At 70.4% G+C, this 17,866-nt stretch carries 21 protein-coding genes; 15 read left to right on the top strand and 6 right to left on the bottom strand.

Annotation, left to right across the window (positions count from 1 at the left end; genetic code table 11):
- Position 1: 1 nt before the first annotated feature.
- From IM787_RS13440 to IM787_RS13425, 4 genes are all read left to right on the top strand, one after another.
- Positions 2-688: an aromatic acid exporter family protein gene (locus tag IM787_RS13440; RefSeq protein ID WP_193677198.1), complete on the top strand. Its 687-nt coding sequence runs from the start codon at positions 2-4 to the stop codon at positions 686-688.
- A 69-nt stretch (positions 689-757) separates the two neighbouring features.
- Positions 758-1,168: a hypothetical protein gene (locus IM787_RS13435; RefSeq protein WP_193677197.1), complete on the top strand. Its 411-nt coding sequence runs from the start codon at positions 758-760 to the stop codon at positions 1,166-1,168.
- Positions 1,165-2,085 (top strand): EamA family transporter, encoded by a 921-nt coding sequence (locus tag IM787_RS13430; protein WP_227494373.1) that lies wholly within the window; start codon positions 1,165-1,167, stop codon positions 2,083-2,085. The genes IM787_RS13435 and IM787_RS13430 overlap by 4 nt, the downstream gene beginning before the upstream one ends.
- 75 nt (positions 2,086-2,160) lie before the next feature.
- Positions 2,161-2,526, top strand: a complete 366-nt coding sequence (locus tag IM787_RS13425) for a hypothetical protein (RefSeq protein ID WP_193677196.1) — start codon at positions 2,161-2,163, stop codon at positions 2,524-2,526.
- A gap of 9 nt (positions 2,527-2,535) precedes the next feature.
- Here the strand turns inward: IM787_RS13425 and ligD are convergent, their stop codons facing one another.
- Entirely contained in the window at positions 2,536-4,617 is a 2,082-nt protein-coding gene (gene ligD, locus IM787_RS13420; protein ID WP_193677195.1) for a DNA ligase D, read from the bottom strand.
- A 72-nt stretch (positions 4,618-4,689) separates the two neighbouring features.
- Here ligD and dbpA point away from each other — a divergent pair, with 72 nt between their 5' ends.
- The 6 genes from dbpA to IM787_RS13390 all read left to right on the top strand — a co-directional run bounded on the left by dbpA (position 4,690) and on the right by IM787_RS13390 (position 10,433).
- Positions 4,690-6,084 carry an ATP-dependent RNA helicase DbpA gene (dbpA, locus tag IM787_RS13415; RefSeq protein ID WP_193677194.1) on the top strand — a complete coding sequence of 465 codons (1,395 nt, stop codon included), beginning with the start codon at positions 4,690-4,692 and terminating at the stop codon, positions 6,082-6,084.
- A gap of 120 nt (positions 6,085-6,204) precedes the next feature.
- Positions 6,205-6,519: a hypothetical protein gene (locus IM787_RS13410; protein ID WP_193677193.1), complete on the top strand. Its 315-nt coding sequence runs from the start codon at positions 6,205-6,207 to the stop codon at positions 6,517-6,519.
- Positions 6,520-6,610: 91 nt separating this feature from the next.
- Complete coding sequence (locus tag IM787_RS13405) at positions 6,611-7,885, top strand: putative DNA modification/repair radical SAM protein (protein WP_193677192.1); 1,275 nt, start codon at positions 6,611-6,613, stop codon at positions 7,883-7,885.
- 2 nt (positions 7,886-7,887) lie between these two features.
- The gene (locus IM787_RS13400; RefSeq protein ID WP_193677191.1) at positions 7,888-9,318 is read left to right on the top strand and encodes a UdgX family uracil-DNA binding protein; all 1,431 of its coding nucleotides are present in this window, start codon (positions 7,888-7,890) and stop codon (positions 9,316-9,318) included.
- A 102-nt stretch (positions 9,319-9,420) separates the two neighbouring features.
- Complete coding sequence (locus IM787_RS13395; RefSeq protein ID WP_193677190.1) at positions 9,421-9,936, top strand: RcnB family protein; 516 nt, start codon at positions 9,421-9,423, stop codon at positions 9,934-9,936.
- Positions 9,937-10,100: 164 nt separating this feature from the next.
- Complete coding sequence (locus IM787_RS13390; protein ID WP_193677189.1) at positions 10,101-10,433, top strand: RcnB family protein; 333 nt, start codon at positions 10,101-10,103, stop codon at positions 10,431-10,433.
- Here IM787_RS13390 and IM787_RS13385 read toward each other — a convergent pair.
- A complete protein-coding gene (locus IM787_RS13385) occupies positions 10,430-11,338 on the bottom strand; it encodes an SDR family NAD(P)-dependent oxidoreductase (protein ID WP_193677188.1) in 909 nt (302 codons plus the stop codon). The two genes, IM787_RS13390 and IM787_RS13385, sit on opposite strands and share 4 nt — an antisense overlap.
- Positions 11,339-11,504: 166 nt before the next feature.
- On the opposite strand from IM787_RS13385, the gene IM787_RS13380 reads away from it, so the two are divergent.
- Positions 11,505-12,152, top strand: a complete 648-nt coding sequence (locus IM787_RS13380; protein ID WP_193677187.1) for a hypothetical protein — start codon at positions 11,505-11,507, stop codon at positions 12,150-12,152.
- Between the two features lie 64 nt (positions 12,153-12,216).
- On the opposite strand, the gene infA is transcribed toward IM787_RS13380, so the two are convergent.
- Positions 12,217-12,477, bottom strand: coding sequence for a translation initiation factor IF-1 (gene infA, locus IM787_RS13375; protein WP_193677186.1), 261 nt, complete (start codon positions 12,475-12,477; stop codon positions 12,217-12,219).
- 263 nt (positions 12,478-12,740) lie between these two features.
- Entirely contained in the window at positions 12,741-14,294 is a 1,554-nt protein-coding gene (gene gshA / locus IM787_RS13370; protein WP_193677185.1) for a glutamate--cysteine ligase, read from the bottom strand.
- A gap of 205 nt (positions 14,295-14,499) precedes the next feature.
- Between gshA and IM787_RS13365 the strand changes: the two genes are divergently transcribed.
- Positions 14,500-14,832 (top strand): hypothetical protein, encoded by a 333-nt coding sequence (locus IM787_RS13365; protein ID WP_193677184.1) that lies wholly within the window; start codon positions 14,500-14,502, stop codon positions 14,830-14,832.
- A gap of 131 nt (positions 14,833-14,963) precedes the next feature.
- Positions 14,964-15,437, top strand: coding sequence for an SRPBCC family protein (locus IM787_RS13360; RefSeq protein ID WP_193677183.1), 474 nt, complete (start codon positions 14,964-14,966; stop codon positions 15,435-15,437).
- A gap of 16 nt (positions 15,438-15,453) precedes the next feature.
- Here IM787_RS13360 and IM787_RS13355 read toward each other — a convergent pair whose 3' ends face one another.
- On the bottom strand, positions 15,454-16,038 hold the full coding sequence (locus IM787_RS13355; protein WP_227494371.1) for a YidB family protein: 585 nt from the start codon (positions 16,036-16,038) through the stop codon (positions 15,454-15,456).
- Between the two features lie 85 nt (positions 16,039-16,123).
- Positions 16,124-16,789, bottom strand: a complete 666-nt coding sequence (locus IM787_RS13350) for an alpha/beta hydrolase (RefSeq protein WP_193677181.1) — start codon at positions 16,787-16,789, stop codon at positions 16,124-16,126.
- Positions 16,790-16,925: 136 nt separating this feature from the next.
- Between IM787_RS13350 and IM787_RS13345 the strand changes: the two genes are divergently transcribed.
- Together IM787_RS13345 and IM787_RS13340 are read left to right on the top strand one after the other, a co-directional pair.
- Positions 16,926-17,312 (top strand): HPF/RaiA family ribosome-associated protein, encoded by a 387-nt coding sequence (locus IM787_RS13345; RefSeq protein WP_193677180.1) that lies wholly within the window; start codon positions 16,926-16,928, stop codon positions 17,310-17,312.
- Positions 17,313-17,502: 190 nt separating this feature from the next.
- On the top strand, positions 17,503-17,865 hold the full coding sequence (locus tag IM787_RS13340; protein WP_193677179.1) for a PA2779 family protein: 363 nt from the start codon (positions 17,503-17,505) through the stop codon (positions 17,863-17,865).
- The last annotated feature ends 1 nt before the right edge of the window (position 17,866 follow it).

Raw genomic sequence — 17,866 nt, 5'->3', positions numbered from 1 at the left:
CATGGACGCTGCCTTCGGCCTGGAACTGATGCTCCTGGCACTCGCCTGGGCGGCGACGCTGCTGGTGCGGCCGTGGCGGCTGCTGCGGCCGGTGCAGGGCAAGGTGCCGCTGGCCACGCCGATGCTGGCGCTGGCGGTCGTGCTCGCGTGGTTGTGGGCCTGGCCCGGCCTCGCCACACTGCCGCTGCCCCTGCACTGGTCGGGCGCGCCGCTGGCGGTGTTGCTGGTGGGCTGGCCGCTCGCCGTCGCCGTCGTCACGTTCGCGGGCTTCAGCACCGTGGTGAGTACCGGCGCCAGCTTCGCCGACGCGCTGTCGCTGGTCGTCTGGTCGGGCCTGGTCCCGGCCACCCTCGTCCTCGGCCTCGGGCACCTGGTGCGCGTCGCCTTCGGGCCCAACCCGGTCGCCTACATGCTGGGCCGCGCCTTCTTCGTCCCGATGGTGGCACTCGGTGGCTGCGGGCTGGCCGCGGCGACGCTGGCACAGTCGTTCGCCGGGCCGACGGGCGACCTGCAACGCATCGCCATCGGCCTGCTCGCGATGGGCGAGGCGGCGTGGACCTGCGCCATCGTCAGCTTGCTGGTGGCCTACAAGCCGCAGTGGCTCGCCACCTGGTCCGACCGCCTGTACTTCGGCCGGCCGGCGCGGGCGGGCGTGGCGCGGGCGCGCCCGGTGCAGCCGCCCCGCTGAGTCACCTCGGCGCAACGGGCTTGTCCCCCCTGGCGTGCCGGGCAAATCGCCCGATGCTATGGTCACGCCATGCTGTACCTGTCCCGCTCCCTGGCGACGGCCGGGCTGGCGCTGTCCGCCGCCTCGCTGGCCGCCGCCTCGCCGTCCGTCCCTGCTTCACAACGCGCCGAACAGGTTGCATTGCGTTCACCGGTCACGGTCGACGGCCTCTGGTGCGGTGCCGGCCTGCTGCGGGACTTCACCCTGGAGATCGCGCAGCAGTACCAGCGCCTCGAAGGCCGGCTGGTGCGGCGCGGCAAGGTGCGCGAGATTACCGGCCGCGTCGACGGCGCTGTGGTGCGCACGGACCCGCAGCGCGACCACACCATGGAACTGCTGGCCCAGGGCGATGAGCTGCGCATCATCGGCGCGACCGGCGTTCTGGCGCTCGCCAAGGGCCAGTTCTTCACGCGCGCCGCCGGCGCCACCTGCACGCATTGACCGCCGCGGCCGCCTGGATCTGGGTCCCCATCGTCCTGTGGGCGGCCCTGGCCCAGACGGCACGCAACGCGGCGCAGCGCTCGCTGGTCGCACAGGCGGGCACCCTCGGCGCCACCCTCTCCCGCTTCCTCTACGGCATCCCCTTCGCCGCCGCCTGGGTGCTCCTGCTGCACGTGCTGCCGGCCACCGCCGCACCGCTGCCGGCGTTCTCTGCCGGCTACTTCGGCTGGCTGCTGCTCGGCGCCCTCGGCCAGCTCGCGGCCACGGCGTTCCTCCTCGCGGCGATGAAGCAGCGCAACTTCGTGGTCGGGGTGGCTTACTCCAAGACCGATGCGCTGCAGGTCGCGCTGTTCGGATCCCTCTTCCTGCGAGAGATGCCGGGCGCGGTCACGCTGGCGGCGATCGCGCTGGCGACCACGGGCGTGGTGATGCTGTCGCTGCCGGCCAAGGGCGCGCGGCTCGACGGCCGCGCCTGGACCAGCGGCGCGGCCTGGTACGGACTCGGTTCGGGCGCGGGCTTCGCGCTGTCCGCGGTGGGCTACCGCGGTGCCGCGCTCCAGCTTCCCGACAGCTCGCCGTGGCTCGCGGGCGCCTGGGGCGTGCTGCTGGCGCAGACGATCCAGACCTTGCTGCTCGGCGGCTGGCTCGCGTGGCGCTCGCGGGCGGCGCTGGCGGCGACGGTGACGGCCTGGCGCGTGTCCGCCATCGCCGGCGCCGCGGGCGCGCTGGCTTCGATCGGCTGGTTCACCGCCTTCGCGCTGACCACCGCCGCCAACGTGCGCACGCTCGGGATGGTGGAGGTCGTGTTCAGCTACCTCGTGTCGCGCCGCTTCCTGCGCGAGAAGCTCTCCTTCATGGAGCAGGCCGGCTTGCTGCTGGTGGTGGCCGGCCTGCTGGTGCTCGGCCTGCAGCTCTGAGCCGCTGCGGCGGCCGCGTCCTACACCCCGGGCGGCACCACCGCGGGAGATTGGAGGCTCGCAAGGAGCACCGACATGGCAGAACAGAACGATGCGCAGCGCGCACGGCAGCCCTACACCCTCTACGCCGCGGGCGGCCGCATCTACGCACGCAACCGCGACCAGAAGGTCATCGACCTGGGGAGCCTGGAACGCGCCGACGCGGGCGGCTTGCGCTACTTCCTCGACGGCAACAAGCAGGTGGGCGAAGGCTTCTCCACCGAGGAGCAAGCCCTGCGCGACCTGGGCGGCCACCTGCGCTTCCTGTGGCTCGACGGCCAGTTCACCGCCGTGGCCGATGCGCGCGACGACCCGTCGCTGAACCTCGACGGCGCGACGCAGGTCGAGATCGAGCTGGACGAACTGCAGCCGGGCGAGCCGGCCGTCGACGCGACCGTCTGATCGCCGGCCTCAGTCCTTCTTCTTCGCCGTCTTCGCCGCCTGCTTGAAGGCCTTGGCGGTGGGGGCGCCCTTCTCGCCCGGCTTGCGCATCTTCTCGGCACTGCCGTGGGCGATGCGTTCCTGCTTCGCGTGGATGCTGGCGTACAGGCCGGGCTTGCCGGACTTGCTGCTGCTCTTCTTCGCTGCCATGGGTTCTCCTGGGTAGGGGGGACGGAAGCCGAGCGCGCGCATCGCGCCGGCGAGGGATTGCGGGGTGCGCCAGTAAGCCTCCCACGGGTCCGCCTTGCGCGAGGCAAGGTGGGCAGGGGCGTCCACGAGCGTCCAGTGGGCTCCACCGGTCAGCGCCGGCAGGTCGTCCCAGCGCACGGGCATGGACACGCCGAGGCCGGGGCGTGCGCGGGCCGAATACGCCTCCGCGGTGGACTGCACCCAGCCGTTGCGGAGGTAGTCGATGAAGATGCGCCCGACGCGGTTGCGCGGCCCGGACTTCGCCACGAAGCGTTGCGGGATGGTGCGCGCCATGTGCTGCACCACCGCCTCGGAGAAGTCCTTGGCCGCTTCGTAGCCGAACTCCGGCGCCACCGGCACGAACAGGTGCAGGCCCTTGCCACCCGTCGTCTTCAGCCAGCTTTGCAGGCCCAGCTCCTGCAGCAGCGTGCGCATCAGCAGCGCCGCTTCCTGCATCTGCGGCCAGGCCACGCCTTCGCCGGGATCGAGGTCGAACACCAGGCGGTCCGGCCGGTCGATCGCGCGGTCCGTCGAGTTCCAGGTGTGCAGCTCGATCATGCCCAGCTGCGCGGCGGCGACGAGGTCCTCCGCCCGCGCGAAGGCGATCGCCGGATCGTGCCCGGGCCACAACGCGGGGTCGGTGCCGTGCAGGCCCTTGAGGCCTTCCGGGTGCTGCTGGAACACCATGGGCTCCGCGATGCCGAGGGGCGCCCGCTTGATGTACGCGGGGCGGCCGCGCAGGTGCGGCAGCACCCACGCGGCGACGCTCGCGTAGTAGCGGACCACATCCAGCTTGGTGAGGCCGGTGGTCGGATCGACGATGCGGCTGCCATGCGTCACCTGCAGGACGGCGGGCGCCGCCGGACGCTCGCGGACCACCGCCGCCGCCGGCTTGTCCTCGCGCAAGCCCTTGAACGAGGCATGGCGCAGGCTGCCGCCTTCCGGCCATTCGTTGTAGGTGACCTCGCAGACCAGGTCCGGCGCCACCCAGGTCGCATGGCGGTCATGCCCGGTGGGCCCGGCGAACGGGCGCTTCTTCCGTGCGATGGCGTCGAGGCGCTGCCGCAGGGCGGCGGACATCTCGCCGGTGAAGCCGGTGCCCACCTTGCCCGCGTACTGCAGCACGCCGTCGGCATCGCGCTGCCCGACCAGCAGGGCCCCGATGCCCGACGGCCGCGCGTCGTCCGGCCAGGTGAAGCCGCCGATCACGAACTCCTGCCGCTGCACGCACTTGAGCTTGATCCAGTCGTCCGAGCGCCGCTGCACGTAGGGCGACCCGCGCCGCTTGCCGATCACGCCTTCGAGGCCGAGCCGGCACGCGGACGAAAGGATCGCGGCCGCATCGCCGTCCACTTCCTGGCTGAAGCGCAGGCGGGCCGTCTCCTTCAGCACCGATTGCAGGACCGCGCGGCGTTCCTCGACCGCCACGCGGCGCAGGTCGTGTCCCGCGCAAAAGGGAACATCGAAGAGGTAGAACACGATGTCGTCGTTGTCGCCGCCCTCGATGGCGTTCTGCAAGCGATGGAAGGTGGGCTTGCCGGCCTGGTCGAGGACCACGATCTCGCCGTCGTACCAGCCCGGTGGCAGCTTCGCCGCGGCGAGCTCCCTGCGCAGCGCGGGGAAGCGGCCCGTCCAGTCGTTGCCGCGGCGGGTGACGATGCGCACGTCGTTGGCCGCATCGATGCGTGCCAGCATGCGGTAGCCGTCGAACTTGATCTCGTAGAGCCAGTCACCCGGCAAGGGCTTGTCCACCAGCGTCGCCAGTTCCGGCGACAGGCTGTCGGGCAGTTCGGCCGGCACCGCGGCCGCGGGCAGTTCGACGCGGCGGCGCGCGATGGCAGTGCTCCCGTGGAATGGAAGCACGATGCTCGCCGCTGCCGCGGCGGCCGCCTGTAGGACGGCGTCAGCGGATGCACCGCTGTGAAATGATGCGGGATGGCCGAAACACCCGCTACCCGCTTCTCGACGCTGTCCCTCCCGCCCGCCGCACTGCAGAACCTCCAGCGCCTGGGTTACGAAACCATGACCCCCGTCCAGGCCGCCAGCCTGCCGCATGCCCTGGCGGGGAAGGACGTGATCGCGCAGGCCAAGACCGGCAGCGGCAAGACCGCCGCCTTCGCGCTGGCGCTCCTGTCACGGCTCGACGTGCGCAGCTTCGCGCCGCAGGCGCTGGTGCTGTGCCCGACGCGGGAACTGGCCGACCAGGTGACGCAGGAGACGCGCCGCCTCGCACGCGCGGAGGACAACGTCAAGGTGGTCACGCTGTCCGGCGGGGTGCCGCTGCGCGGCCAGCTCGCCTCGCTGGAAAAGGGCGCGCACGTGGTGGTGGGTACGCCGGGACGCGTGCTCGACCACCTCGGCCGCGAGAGCCTGCGGCTGGACGCGTTGCGCACGCTGGTGCTGGACGAGGCCGACCGCATGCTGGACATGGGCTTCTTCGACGACATCGTGGCCGTCGCGCGCAACTGCCCTGCCGGGCGGCAGACGCTGCTGTTCTCGGCCACGTACCCCGAAGGCATCGCGAAGCTCGCCGCGCAGTTCATGCGCGAGCCGGTGACCGTGAAGGTCGAGGCGCAGCATGCCGGCAGCACGATCGTGCAGAGATGGTACGAAGTGACCGAAGCGGAGCGGCTGCCCGCGGTGGCGAAGCTGCTTGCCCACTTCCGGCCGGAAAGCACCCTCGCCTTCTGCAACACCAAGGCCCGCTGTGCCGCCTTGGCCGAGCTGCTGCAGGCGCAGGGCATCAGCGCGCTGGCCTTGCATGGCGACCTGGAACAGCGCGACCGCGACCAGGTCCTGGTGCGTTTCGCCAACCGCAGCTGCTCGGTGCTGGTCGCGACCGACGTGGCCGCGCGCGGCCTGGACATCCAGGGGCTGTCGGCCGTGATCAACGTCGACATCCCGCCGGACGCGGAAGTGCACGTGCACCGGATCGGGCGCACCGGCCGCGCCGGCGCCGAAGGCCTGGCGCTGAACCTGGCCAGCCTGGACGAGATGGGAGCCGTGGGGCGGATCGAGCAGTTGCAGGGACGCCCGAGCGAATGGTCGCCGCTGTCCTCACTGCAGCCCACCGGCGACGGCCGCCTGCAGCCGCCGATGGCCACCATCCACATCCAGGGCGGCCGCAAGGAGAAGATCCGGCCCGGCGACGTGCTCGGCGCCCTCACCGCGGACCTCGGCTACACGCGGGAACAGGTCGGCAAGATCGACGTCAACGAATTCTCCACCTACGTGGCGGTGGAGCGCGGCATCGCCAGGGAAGCGGCGCAGCGGCTGGACGGCGGACGCATCAAGGGCAAGGCGGTGAAGGCGCGGCTGCTGCGCGACTGAAGGCGCACCATCCGTGTGCAAACGTAGCGCGGGCATGCACGTTCCTACACGCATTCAGCATGGACACGGACGGTTCCTGGCGCTACAAGGACCGAACATGCCAGCCAGAGTGAGCACACCATGCCCTTCCGCACGCTGCTGTACCGGTACTTCTTCTTCGGCTGGCTCTTCAAGGACGTCAACCGGGGCAACCTGATCGAGCGCGCCGCGGCGTGGCGATTCAACCGCGAACAGGCGCGCTGGCTGCCGACGTACATGCGGCGTTGGGTGTGGTGCGGCGTTTCGATGTACTCGCTCGGCATGGGCATCGAGATGCTGCTGCACGCGCCGGCCCTCTCCGCTTTCTTCTACGTCCCCAGCGCCCTGGCCGTGCCGATCAACGTCGTGATCGGCGCCACCTGGATCGGCCTGCGCGTCAGTCCCGCGCAAGCCTGAACGGTTGCCCGGCGCGGGAATAGTTGGCACGACGGGCCGCCGGCTTGCCGCGCCGGCGTTCGCGCCGCGAGGAACACTGTACGATCATCCAGTGAACCTCCAGGACAAGCTCGCGATCCTCGCCGATGCCGCCAAGTACGACGCCTCGTGCGCTTCCAGCGGCGGCGTGAAGCGCGATTCCACGCAAGGCCGCGGCCTCGGCTCGAACGAGGGCATGGGCATCTGCCACAGCTATGCGCCGGACGGCCGCTGCATCTCGCTGCTGAAGATCCTGCTGACCAACTTCTGCCAGTACGACTGCCTGTACTGCGTGAACCGGGTGAGCAGCAACGTGCCGCGCGCCCGCTTCGCGGTCGACGAGGTGGTGCAGCTCACGCTGGACTTCTACCGGCGCAACTGCATCGAGGGCCTGTTCCTCTCCAGCGGCATCATCCGCAGCCCCGACTACACCATGGAGCAGGTGGTGGAGGTCGCGCGCCGGCTGCGCGAGGAGCACGACTTCCGCGGCTACATCCACCTGAAGACCATCCCGGATGCCGCGCCCGAGCTGCTGGAGCGCGCCGGCCGCTACGCCGATCGCCTCTCGATCAACATCGAGCTGCCCACCGAACAGTCGCTTGGTTCACTGGCGCCGGAGAAGGACGTGGCGGCGATCAAGCGCTCCATGGCCCGCCTGCGCGTGCACATCGACGATGCGAAAGCCGAAGCACAGGACGCCCGGCGCGTGTCGATCGTCTCGATGCCGAAGGCGCGCCCCGCCCGCGCACCGGCGAAGAGCTTCGCCGCGGCCGGCCAGAGCACGCAGATGATCGTGGGTGCCGATGCGACCGACGACGCGACCATCCTTTCCACGAGCGCGCAGCTGTACGGCGCCTACCGCCTCAAGCGCGTCTACTACTCCGCCTTCAGCCCCATCCCGGACGCATCCTCTTCCCTGCCGCTGCAGGCGCCGCCGTTGGTGCGCGAGCACCGCCTGTACCAGGCCGACTGGCTGATGCGCTTCTACGGCTTCGCGGCCGACGAGATCGCCTCGGAGCGCACCGGCGGCATGCTGCGGCTGGAAGTGGACCCCAAGCTGGCGTGGGCGCTGGCGCACCCCGAACGCTTTCCGGTGGACCTCAACCGCGCGCCGCGCGAGCTGCTCCTGCGCGTGCCCGGCCTCGGCGTGAAGGCGGTCGACCGCCTGCTGCTCGCGCGCCGCGTGCGCCGCGTGCGCTCGGAGGACCTGAAACGGCTGCACGTGCCCGTGCAGAAGGTGCTGCCCTTTGTGCTGCTGGCGGACCATCGGCCTTCGCGTGCGCCCGACGTCGCCGAGGCGGTGGCGCGCGCCATCCCCCTGCCGGTGCAGCAGGCGTCGCTGTTCTGACCATGCACGTGCGGCTGGCGAACGAAACGGACCTGCCAGGTTTCCGGCGGGAGGCGCGGGCGCTGCTCGCCCGCCGCGTGCCGCCGCAGGACGTGCACTGGTCCGTCGGGACCGGCCACGACGACCTCTTCGCCGATGCGCCGGAAGACGCGACCGACGACCCGCCGCCGGAGACCGGCGTCAGCGTGCCCGCCGCCTTCCTGGAGCTGTGCCACACGGTGGTCCTGCACCGCGAGCCGCAACGGTTCGCGCTGCTGTACCGGCTGCTCTGGCGGCTCGTGCACGAGCCGGGCCTGCGCCACGATCCGCTGGACGCCGACATGCTGCAGGCGCGCCAGATGGCGCAGGCCGTGCGGCGCGACATCCACAAGATGCACGCCTTCGTGCGCTTCCGGCAGGTGCAGGACAACGACAACGCACTGGACCCGCTGCACGTCGCGTGGTTCGAGCCGGACCACCACATCGTGGAGGCCAACGCGCCCTGGTTCCGCCGGCGCTTCGCCAACATGCGCTGGGCCATCCTGACGCCGGAGCGCTGCGTCGAATGGGACCGGCGGCAGCTGCACTTCGGCCCGGGCGCGAGCCGCGGCGATGCGCCGCCCGCCGATGCCGGCGAGCAGTTGTGGCTCACCTACTATCAGAGCATCTTCAACCCTGCGCGGCTGAAGATGAAGATGATGCAGAAGGAGATGCCGCGCAAGTACTGGCGCAACCTGCCCGAGGCGCAGCTGATCGCACCGCTGGCGGCGCTCGCGCAGGAACGCAGCACCACCATGATCGAGCAACCGGCGACCGTCCCGTTGCGGCGCATCCCGCGAGCGCCGCAGCGGCCGGCTCCCATCGTGGCGCCGGGCGGCTTGCCGGCGCTGCGCGAGGCGGCACAGGCCTGCCGGGAATGCCCCATCGGCGCGCTGGCCACGCAGGCCGTGCCCGGCGAAGGACCGCTGCACGCGCGGCTGATGTTCGTCGGCGAGCAGCCCGGCGACCAGGAAGACCTGCGCGGGCGGCCTTTCGTGGGACCGGCGGGGCAGCTGTTCGACCGCGCGCTGGCACAGCTGGGCATCGCGCGGCAGGACGTGTACGTCACGAACGCGGTGCGCCACTTCAAGTTCGAGCTGCGCGGCAAGCGCCGCATCCACAAGACGCCCACGCAGCAGGAAGCCGCGGCCTGCCGCCACTGGCTCGACGAGGAGATCGCCCTGGTGCAGCCGCGGGCGCTGGTGGCGCTGGGGGCCACCGCCGCGCGGTCGCTGCTGGGCCGGCCCGTGGCGGTCCTGACCGAGCGGGGCGAATGGTTCGAGCGCCCGGACGGCTTGCGCGTGCTGGTGACGCTGCATCCTTCCGCCCTGCTGCGCATGGAACCCCCGCAGCAGCCCGCGGCGTTCGATGCCTTCGTGCGCGACCTCGAACGCGCGCGCATGCCGGCTGCCTGAGCCGCGCACATTCGGTCACGCGGCTTTGCACGGCAGGGGCGGGACCTTCGCCCCCACGACATGCGCGGGGCGCACGATGGCTCCATCGACTTTGGAGAAACCATGAAAGCACAAGCCATCCTCTGTGCCGCGCTGGCCGGCACCTTCGGGTTCAGCAGCCTGGCCATCGCGCAGGACGGCGGGCGCCGCGGCGACCGCGAGCAGCGTGCCGAACAGCGCGAGCTGCGGCAGGATCGCCGCGAAGCGCGCCAGGCACAGCGGGAGGACCGCCGCGAGTTCCGGGCGGAACGCCGTGACGACCGCCGCGACCGCCAGGGGCAGCGCGTCGACCGCGCGTGGGACCGCGGGTATGACGCGGCGGTGCAACAGCCGCGCCACGTCTACCAGCAGCCCAGCTACGTGTACTCGCAGCCGGCCTACCGCAGCCACGTCCTGCGCTACCACCGCGGCGGCTACCTGCCGCACGAGTACCGCAACCACGGCTACCACGTGAGCAACTGGAATGCCTACCCCGGCCTCTATGCGCCGCCGTACGGCCACCAGTGGGTGCAGGTCGGATCGGACTTCCTGCTCGTAGCGGTCGCGACCGGCCTGATCGCCAATCTTCTGACGCAATGACGCGAAGGGTGACCCGGGCGCGCGCCCTCCTGCCCTACAGCGGGGACGCGTACATCCGGTCACCCTGCTTTGCACGGGCGATGGTGGTCGACGGACGCCGCGCCCCCATCTGTGATGAAGCGTCAGCCGGCCGCGCTCCGCGTGGCCGCACCGAAGGAGCCCCCATGAAATCGAAGACCATCGCCTTTGCCGCGGCCGCCCTGGCGGCCTTCGGAGCCTTCTCTTCCGTCGCGCAGGCCGAAGTGCTGGTGACGGACGAAGATCGCTACCGGCACCAGGCCGACCGCCTGGGCTATTCCGGTGGCGTGCCGGCCGTGCCGCAGCCGGACTACCGCAACTTCGGCCGCGACGGCCTCCCCTACATCCTGGGCGGCGTGGCGCCGGGCCTGCAGAACCGTGTGTACATCAACAACTGGCGCGACTACGGGCTGCAGCGCCCGCCGCGGGACCATCGCTGGGTCCGCATCGGCGACCAGTTCGTGTTGCAGCGCCGCTAGGCCTGGCGGGCCCGGGCGAGGCGCATCTCGTTCGCGCCCTGCTCCGCCCCGCTCCCCGGCACCGTCTCGCCGTGCCGGTCGCGCACTGCGTCCATCTGCGCCAGCAGCCGCTCGGGCGCATCCGCACCCGTGCCGACGTGGACGCCCTGCGTCAGCGTGACATGCGCGGCTTCGAAGCCGCCGGCACCCGCGCACAGCGTGGTGCGCGTCGGCGCTTCCTGCGAGGCCAGCACCAGCATCGCCGGGACGACCGCCTGCGGGCCGAAGTGCTCCAGCATGTCGGGCGGGAACAGCGCTTCCGTCATCCGCGTCGTGGCCGTGGGCGCCAGGCAGTTCACGCGGATGTCGTGCTTCATCCCTTCGATGGCGAGCGTCTGCATCAGGCCGACCAGCGCCATCTTGGCCGCGCCGTAGTTCGCCTGGCCGAAATTGCCGTACAGCCCCGACGAGGACGTCGTCAGCACGATCCGGCCGTACTTCTGCGCCATCATGACCGGCCACAGGGCCTTGCAGCAATGCACGGCGCCCATGAGGTGCACGTCCAGCACCAGGCGGAAGTCGGCCAGGTCCATCTTGGCGAAGCTCTTGTCGCGCAGGATGCCGGCGTTGCTCACCAGCACGTCCACCCGGCCCCACGCGTCCATCACCTGCTGCACCATCGCCTCGACGGCCGCGGCGTCGGTGACCGACGCGCCGTTGGCGATCGCCTCGCCCCCGGCCGCGCGGATCTCGTCGACCACTTTCTGCGCCGCGCTCGCGGATCCGCCCGACCCGTCGACGCCGCCGCCGAGGTCGTTGACCACCACGCGCGCGCCCCTTGCCGCCAGCGCCAGTGCATGCTGCCGGCCGAGGCCGCCGCCCGCGCCCGTGACGATGGCCACGCGGCCGCTGAAATCCAATGCCATTGCCCAGTCCTGTGTGCAAAGCCGCCGACTTTAGCCGCAGCGCAGGCCGCCGCTTGTCGCCGCCGTTTCCCGATGAGCGGGAGGCCCGGACCGCCAGGCGTACTTTCGGGCGAATTGCATCAAACTGTAAGATGCATCTTTGCGACACGAGGGGCAGGGGATGGGCATGTTCGGTTTGCTGATGGGGAAGAAGTCCGCGCCTGCGGCCAAGGCCCCGCGCCCGTCCGGGCCCGCGGCCAGCATGCAGTTCGGCCATTCGCAGGCGACGCAGAGCGGCGGTTCGGTGAACTCGATCCGCAAGGACGTGCTGCGCGTGGCCCTGCGCGACCTGATGCTGCGCAATGGCATCCCCGCCACCTGGCTGTCGGCCGAGATGCTGCGCACCAGCACCAGCCAGAAGGACGCGGGCATGCACATGCGCTTCCTGGTGCGGCACTGGGAGCCGCGGCTGATGCTGCACGCGCCCGCGCTGGAACAGGACTTCCTGCACCGGCTCAACATCCTCGACCCGCAGGCGAGCAAGTGGCTGGTCGGGATGTCGTGGCAGTTCGCCCTGGACGACCGCTCGATCTGCCCGCCGCTGCCGCACGCCAACAGCTGGACGGCACCGGAGCCGCGCCCGGACCCCACCCAGCCGGCGCCGATCAGCAGCCACGGCGACATCATCGAAGGGCCGGTGATGATCCCGAAGCCGCAGGAGGACGTGCGCGCCGACCTCGAGCGCCTGCTGGCGCTGCGCGACGACGACATGCGGCGCCACCATGCGCCCGCCAAGGGCGACGGGTTCGCGCCCACGCGCCCGGCCAGCCTGTAGAGCGCGCTGCGTCGCCCAAGCAAAAGCGGCCCCGCGGGCCGCTTTTTCGTTGCCGTCCTGCGCCTCAGCGACGCCGCTGCGGCGGTGCGCCCGTGCTGGCGCGGTTGGGGAGGTGGCGGAACATGATGCGCCCCTTGGTCAGGTCGTACGGCGACAGTTCCAGGCTGACGATGTCGCCGGCGATGATGCGGATGTGGTTCTTGCGCATCTTGCCGCCGGTATAAGCCACGAGCTCATGGCCGTTGTCCAGGATCACGCGGTACCGCGAGTCCGGCAGGATTTCGGCCACGCGGCCGTTCATTTCGATCAGTTCTTCCTTCGCCATTCGATGTCCTCAGCGCACAGCCGGTGCACTCGCCGCTCCGCGCGGCGCCCTCCCTGGGGGTTGCATCTGGCTGGATCCACGGGCCGGCCGAAGCCGGATCTTGCTGCAAACCGGCAACCAGGCCCTGCAGCAGGAGAAGCGGGTTTGCTGGGGGGCCCGCCGCGCCGCGCGACGTCCCGGCCCCCGGAAACGCGAAGATTGTACTTCTTCGCGCACGCAGCTGCCGCGCGCCGCCGGGGTGCCCGAGCGGCCGGATGGCAGCGTCAGACGGCAGCGAGCGCCGGCGCGACGGCGGCCTGGCCGAGGCCCAGCCGCTCCGGGGAGATGTACTGCTGGCGGTACTGCTCGAACGGCAGCGCGTCGGCCGCCTCGACCGCCTTCTGGTCGGCGACGGACTGCTGCACCACCGCCTCCATGCGCGCGTGCAGGCTCCCGCCGTAGGGCAGCTTGAGCAGCTTGGACTTGGCCTGCTCCGACTGCGCCAGCGTGAAGGCGGAGAAGGCGTTCTGGTGCTCGCGTGCCATCGCGGAGAGCACCCGCGCCGACGGCAGCATGTCCGGGTTCTCGAGCAGGGCCTGGGCCGCACGCAGCGCATCGCCATAGTCGGTGGTCTTGTGCACCTGGTCCAGCATCGCGGCGATGGGACCGCACTGCTCCACGATCTCCGCGCCCCAGGTGGTGAGCTTCACCTCGCGGCCGTCGCGCTCCAGCAGGACCGCCGGGTCGCGGCCATAGGCGGCGGTGCGGTGCTGGTTGCGCCCGAGCGCCGCGATCTCCTGCGGGCTGTCCTGCGGGCTCCCGGACAGCAGGCAGTGCAGCAGGAACACGTCGAGGAAGCGGATGGTCTGCGCCTTGATGCCGATCGGCACGAAGGGATCGAGGTCCATCAGGCGCACCTCCACGTACTCGACGCCCCGTTCGCGCAGGGCGTGCAGCGGGCGCTCGCCGGGGCGGATCACGCGCTTGGGCCGGATGGTGCCGTAGAACTCGTTCTCGATCTGCAGCAGGCTGGTGGCCAGCTGGTTGTACTCGCCGCCGGGGTTGACGATGCCGATCGCCTCGTAGGCGGGGTACGGCTGGGTGAGCGCTTCGTGCAGCGACGCGGCATAGCCTTCGAGGCTGTTGTAGCTGACGGCGAGGCTCGCCTGCGCGTCGCTCTGGTAGCCCAGGCGCCCCATGCGCAAAGACGTGCCGTAGGGCATGTAGACGGTGCCGGTGGTGAGCGTCTGCAGTTCGTGCTTGCGCCCGGTGACGAAGCTCGAACAGGCGGCCGGCGAGGCGCCGAACAGGTACAGCAGCAGGAACGCGTGGCGCCGGAAGTTGCGGATCAAGCCGAAGTACTCGGCATCGCTCACGCCGGGCAGCGACCAGTTGTAGTGGATGCCGGAGATGGTCTGCATGCGCCGGCCGTAGCGGTGCGCGAGACCCATGCGGTACACGCTCTTCGCGCGGCCGACATTGGATGCGCCGTAGCGGCCGATGGGGATCGTCTCGTCCGCCGGCAGCGTGCACGGCATGCTGCTGACCCACATCAGTTCATCGCCGAGCGCGCGGTACACGAACTGGTGCACCTGCGTGAGCTCTTCCAGGCACTGCTCCACGCTGGCGTGCACGCCGGTGATCAGCTCCAGCTGCGACTCGCTGTAGTCCGTGGTGATGTTGGGGTGCGCGAGGGCCGAGCCCAGCGCCGTCGGGTGCGGCGTGAGCGCCAGCACGCCGGCGGGCGTCGCGCGCAGGCTTTCCTTCTCGATGCCGCGCCGGATGCCCTGGAGCCGCGCGGGCGCCAGCGTGTTCAAGCCTTCTTGCAGGTTGCTCATGGATCTCAGGTGTCGCGCCCTCGGGGACGGCTTGTCGATTCGCGTGCGAAGTTAACACCTTTGCCGAAAACCTGCTCGTGCCGGCCCAAGCACGGGTTGAGGGTTCGTGCTAGGGACGCACCTCTAGCGCGCGGCGCCCCTTTAGGTCGCGAGCCCTAGCCCGCGTCCGGACAATCCGGCCATCCCCCCAGACAGGAGAACTCCCATGGACAACAACGATTTCCGTGCTGCCGCCGAGCAATGGCTGGCCGGCTTCGACACGCAGGCGCACAAGGCCGTCGGCCAGCTGCGCGAGAGCAGCGACCGCCTGGGCACCTTCGCCCGCTCGCGCTGGGACAGCGCCTTCGCCGAGTCCAGCCCCAAGCTGTCGGAGGAAACGCGCCGCAACGCGAGCCACGCGCGCGACGTGTTATCGCGGTGGTACGTCAAGGGCGTCGAGGTCTCGACGACGGGCGCGGATCGCGCGGTGGATGCGTTCGTCGGCGTGGCGCGCACGGCGGTGTCGCGGGCGGCGGAGTGGCGCGCGCGGCGCGCCTGAATTCTTGCTACCAGTGACAGGGCGGGCCGGGGGTCCGGGCAAGCAGCGCGAACTCTCCCGGCCCACGACCTCGCCCTGAATCCCGGACAGCAGCGCGTCAGAATACGCTCCATCCCAACAGGAGACCGCCCATGACGGTGACCGTGCACATCGACCTCGGCTACGAATTCGAGGTCAAGGCCAAGTTCGACGAAGTCTTCGCCGTGCTGTCGGACGTGCCCCGTTCGGTTTCGCACTTCCCGAAGGTGGAGAAGCTCACCGACCTCGGTGACGGCGTCTACCAGTGGGAGATGCAGAAGGTCGGCACGGCGCAGGTGAACATCCAGACCGTCTACGCGAGCAAGTATGCCGTCGACAAGGCCAAGGGTTCCGTGAAGTGGACGCCGGTGAAGGGCGTGGGCAACGCCCTCGTCGGCGGCAGCTGGAAAGTCACCGACCAGAAGGGCAAGTCCACGAAGCTGGTGCTCAAGATCGACGGCACGGTGGACGTGCCCGTGCCCGGCCTGATGAAGATGGTGGTCGAGCCGATCGTCGCTGCCGAATTCGAGAAGCTGGTCGACAAGTACATCGCCAACCTGATCAAGACCTTCGGCGGCGAGGTCTAGCCCGCCGCCGCGGCCCTCAGGTCTTGCGGATCTCGCGGAAGTCGACGTCCTGGATCTCTCGCTCCAGCGTCTGGCCTGCTTCCTCCAGCACGGCGTCGGCCTGCTGCGGCAACTCCCCGGCCGGGGTCAGCTGGTCCACCATCTCCGGCATGATTTCCGCGAAAGCCTGCGCGGCCTCCTGCTCCGGCACGCCGAGGCGCTCCGCCATCTGCCGCAGTTCGTCGTGCCCGACCACCTGTTCGACGGCCTGCTCGTCCAGCGGCTGGTTGTCGCCGCGGTCCACCCAGGACCGCGTCTGCCCCGCGTAGCCCTTCTGCCGGAAGCGATCGAGCACGGCACCCACGCCGCCGTTGCGTTGCACCCAGCGCATCGCCATCGGCAGCATCATGAGCAGCAGCGCGTTCCTCGCGTTGCCGCCGCGCGCGGCCGGGAGGCCCATGGGGCCACGGCGGCCACCGAGCATGCCGCCCAGCACGCTGCCCATCGCGATGCCGCCAAGGCCGCCCATGCCGCCGCCACCAGGCATGCCCATGCCGCGACGGCTCATGGCCTGCCCGATCAGTCCGCCGAGCACCTGGCCCAGCAAGGGATTGTGGTTCATCGAAAGCTCCTTGTTCTCCTTGGATGCTCCCGAGGCTACGCGTCCGGCGCGGCCGTGGCGTAGGCCGCGAGGCTGTCCGCGGGCGTCAGTCGGCGGACAGCACCCGCACGAGCCAGGCATCGAGGTGCTCGATCTCCTCCGGGCACACGGAATGCGGCATCAGGTACTCGTGCCATTCGACGTCGTAGCCCAGCGCCTTCAGCGCGTCGCGTGACGCGGTGGCCCGGGCGAGTTCGATCACGTTGTCGTGCGTGCCGTGGGCCAGGAAGATCGGCGTGCCCCTGCCCGCTTCGCTGCGCTCGGCCGCGGTCTTCTCCGCCAGCGGCAGGTAGCCGGACATCCCGACGATGCCGGCCAGGCGCTCGGGCTGTCGCAGGCCGGTCAGCAGCGCCATCGCGCAACCCTGCGAGAAGCCGGCGAGCACGATGCGATGCGCCGGGATGCCGCGTTCCTTTTCGCGCGCGATCAGCGCCTCCACCAGCTGCTGCGACCGCCGCAGGCCGGCTTCGTCCTGCACGCCCTGGTGCTCCGTGCCGAGGATGTCGTACCAGGCGCGCATGCGGTAGCCGCCATTGATGGTCACCGGCATCACGGGCGCGTGCGGGAAGACGAAGCGCACAGGGCCGACGCCTTCGAGGCGCAGTTCCTGCGCGATCGGCACGAAATCGTTCCCGTCGGCTCCGAGGCCGTGCAGGATCAGGATGGTCGCGGTGGGGTTCGGGCCCGATTCGGCCTCGATGAGGTCCAGCATGTGCAATGTTCTCCTTGCGGCGCGAGCATACTGCCCCGCAAGGGCAGGCCGCGTCCGACAGGCCAATCAAAGCAGGACGACTTGCCCGGTCGCGCATCGGTGCGCAGAGTGGATGCAAACGCGAAAGGAAATCCGCATGAAAGTGCAAGTCAACACGAGCAACGACATCGAGAACAAGGAAACCCTGGAGCGCTGGGCCAGCGACTACCTCAACGAGCATCTCGCGCGCTTCGAGCAGGACATCACCAGCATCGAGGTGCAGATGACCGACGAGAACCATGCGGGCAAGGGCGGCGGTGTCGACAAGCGCTGCATGATGGAAGCCCGGGTGAACGGCCGCGCGCCGGTCGCCGTCACCAACTACGCACCCGACCAGAACCTCGCCTTCCGCGGCGCGGCCGACAAGCTGTCGCATGCGCTGGACCACGCTTTCGGCAAGCTCGACCGCCGCGAGCACCGCGTGCGCGACACCATCCGGCGCGACCCGGAGGTGCTGGAGGACGTGGTTCCGCCGCAGTCCTGACCGTGCCGGCGCCGCGCAGCGCGCGGCGCAGCCCGACCGTGGTTTCAAGGGCGGCGACACGGCCCGCAACACTTGTACCAACGTGTTTCTCCTTGGTGAAGCGCTACACCACGCCTGCGTCCTGCATGCGTAAATTGCGCTCCGCGTTACGGCGCCCGCCGGGCACGGACAACATCCAAGGAGCGCTTCCATGAACTTCGCTTTCAAGAAAACGACCTGTCGTGCGCTGGTGGTTTCCGTCCTGGCGCTGTCGTTCCAGACCGCGCAGGCCGGGCTGATCGGGGCCGACCAGGCGGCCGCGGCCACCATGACGCCCGAGCGGGCGCTGGTGCTCGGCTCGCTGGACCGTGCCGAGGTCGTCGCGCAGCTGCAGTCCGCCGGCGTCGACCCGGTGGCTGCCCGCGAACGCATCCGTGCCATGAGCGATGCGGAAGTGCACGCGCTGGCGCAGGACATCCAGCACGGCCCGGCCGCCGGCGACATCAGCACCTGGGGCTGGGTCGCGATCGTGCTGGTCGCCGCCCTCATCTGGTACTACGCCATCCGCAAGTAAG

Source organism: Ramlibacter pallidus (assembly GCF_015070875.1).
Classification (GTDB): Bacteria; Pseudomonadota; Gammaproteobacteria; order Burkholderiales; family Burkholderiaceae_C; genus Ramlibacter; species Ramlibacter pallidus.
This window is presented reverse-complemented; position numbering and strand designations above follow the sequence as displayed.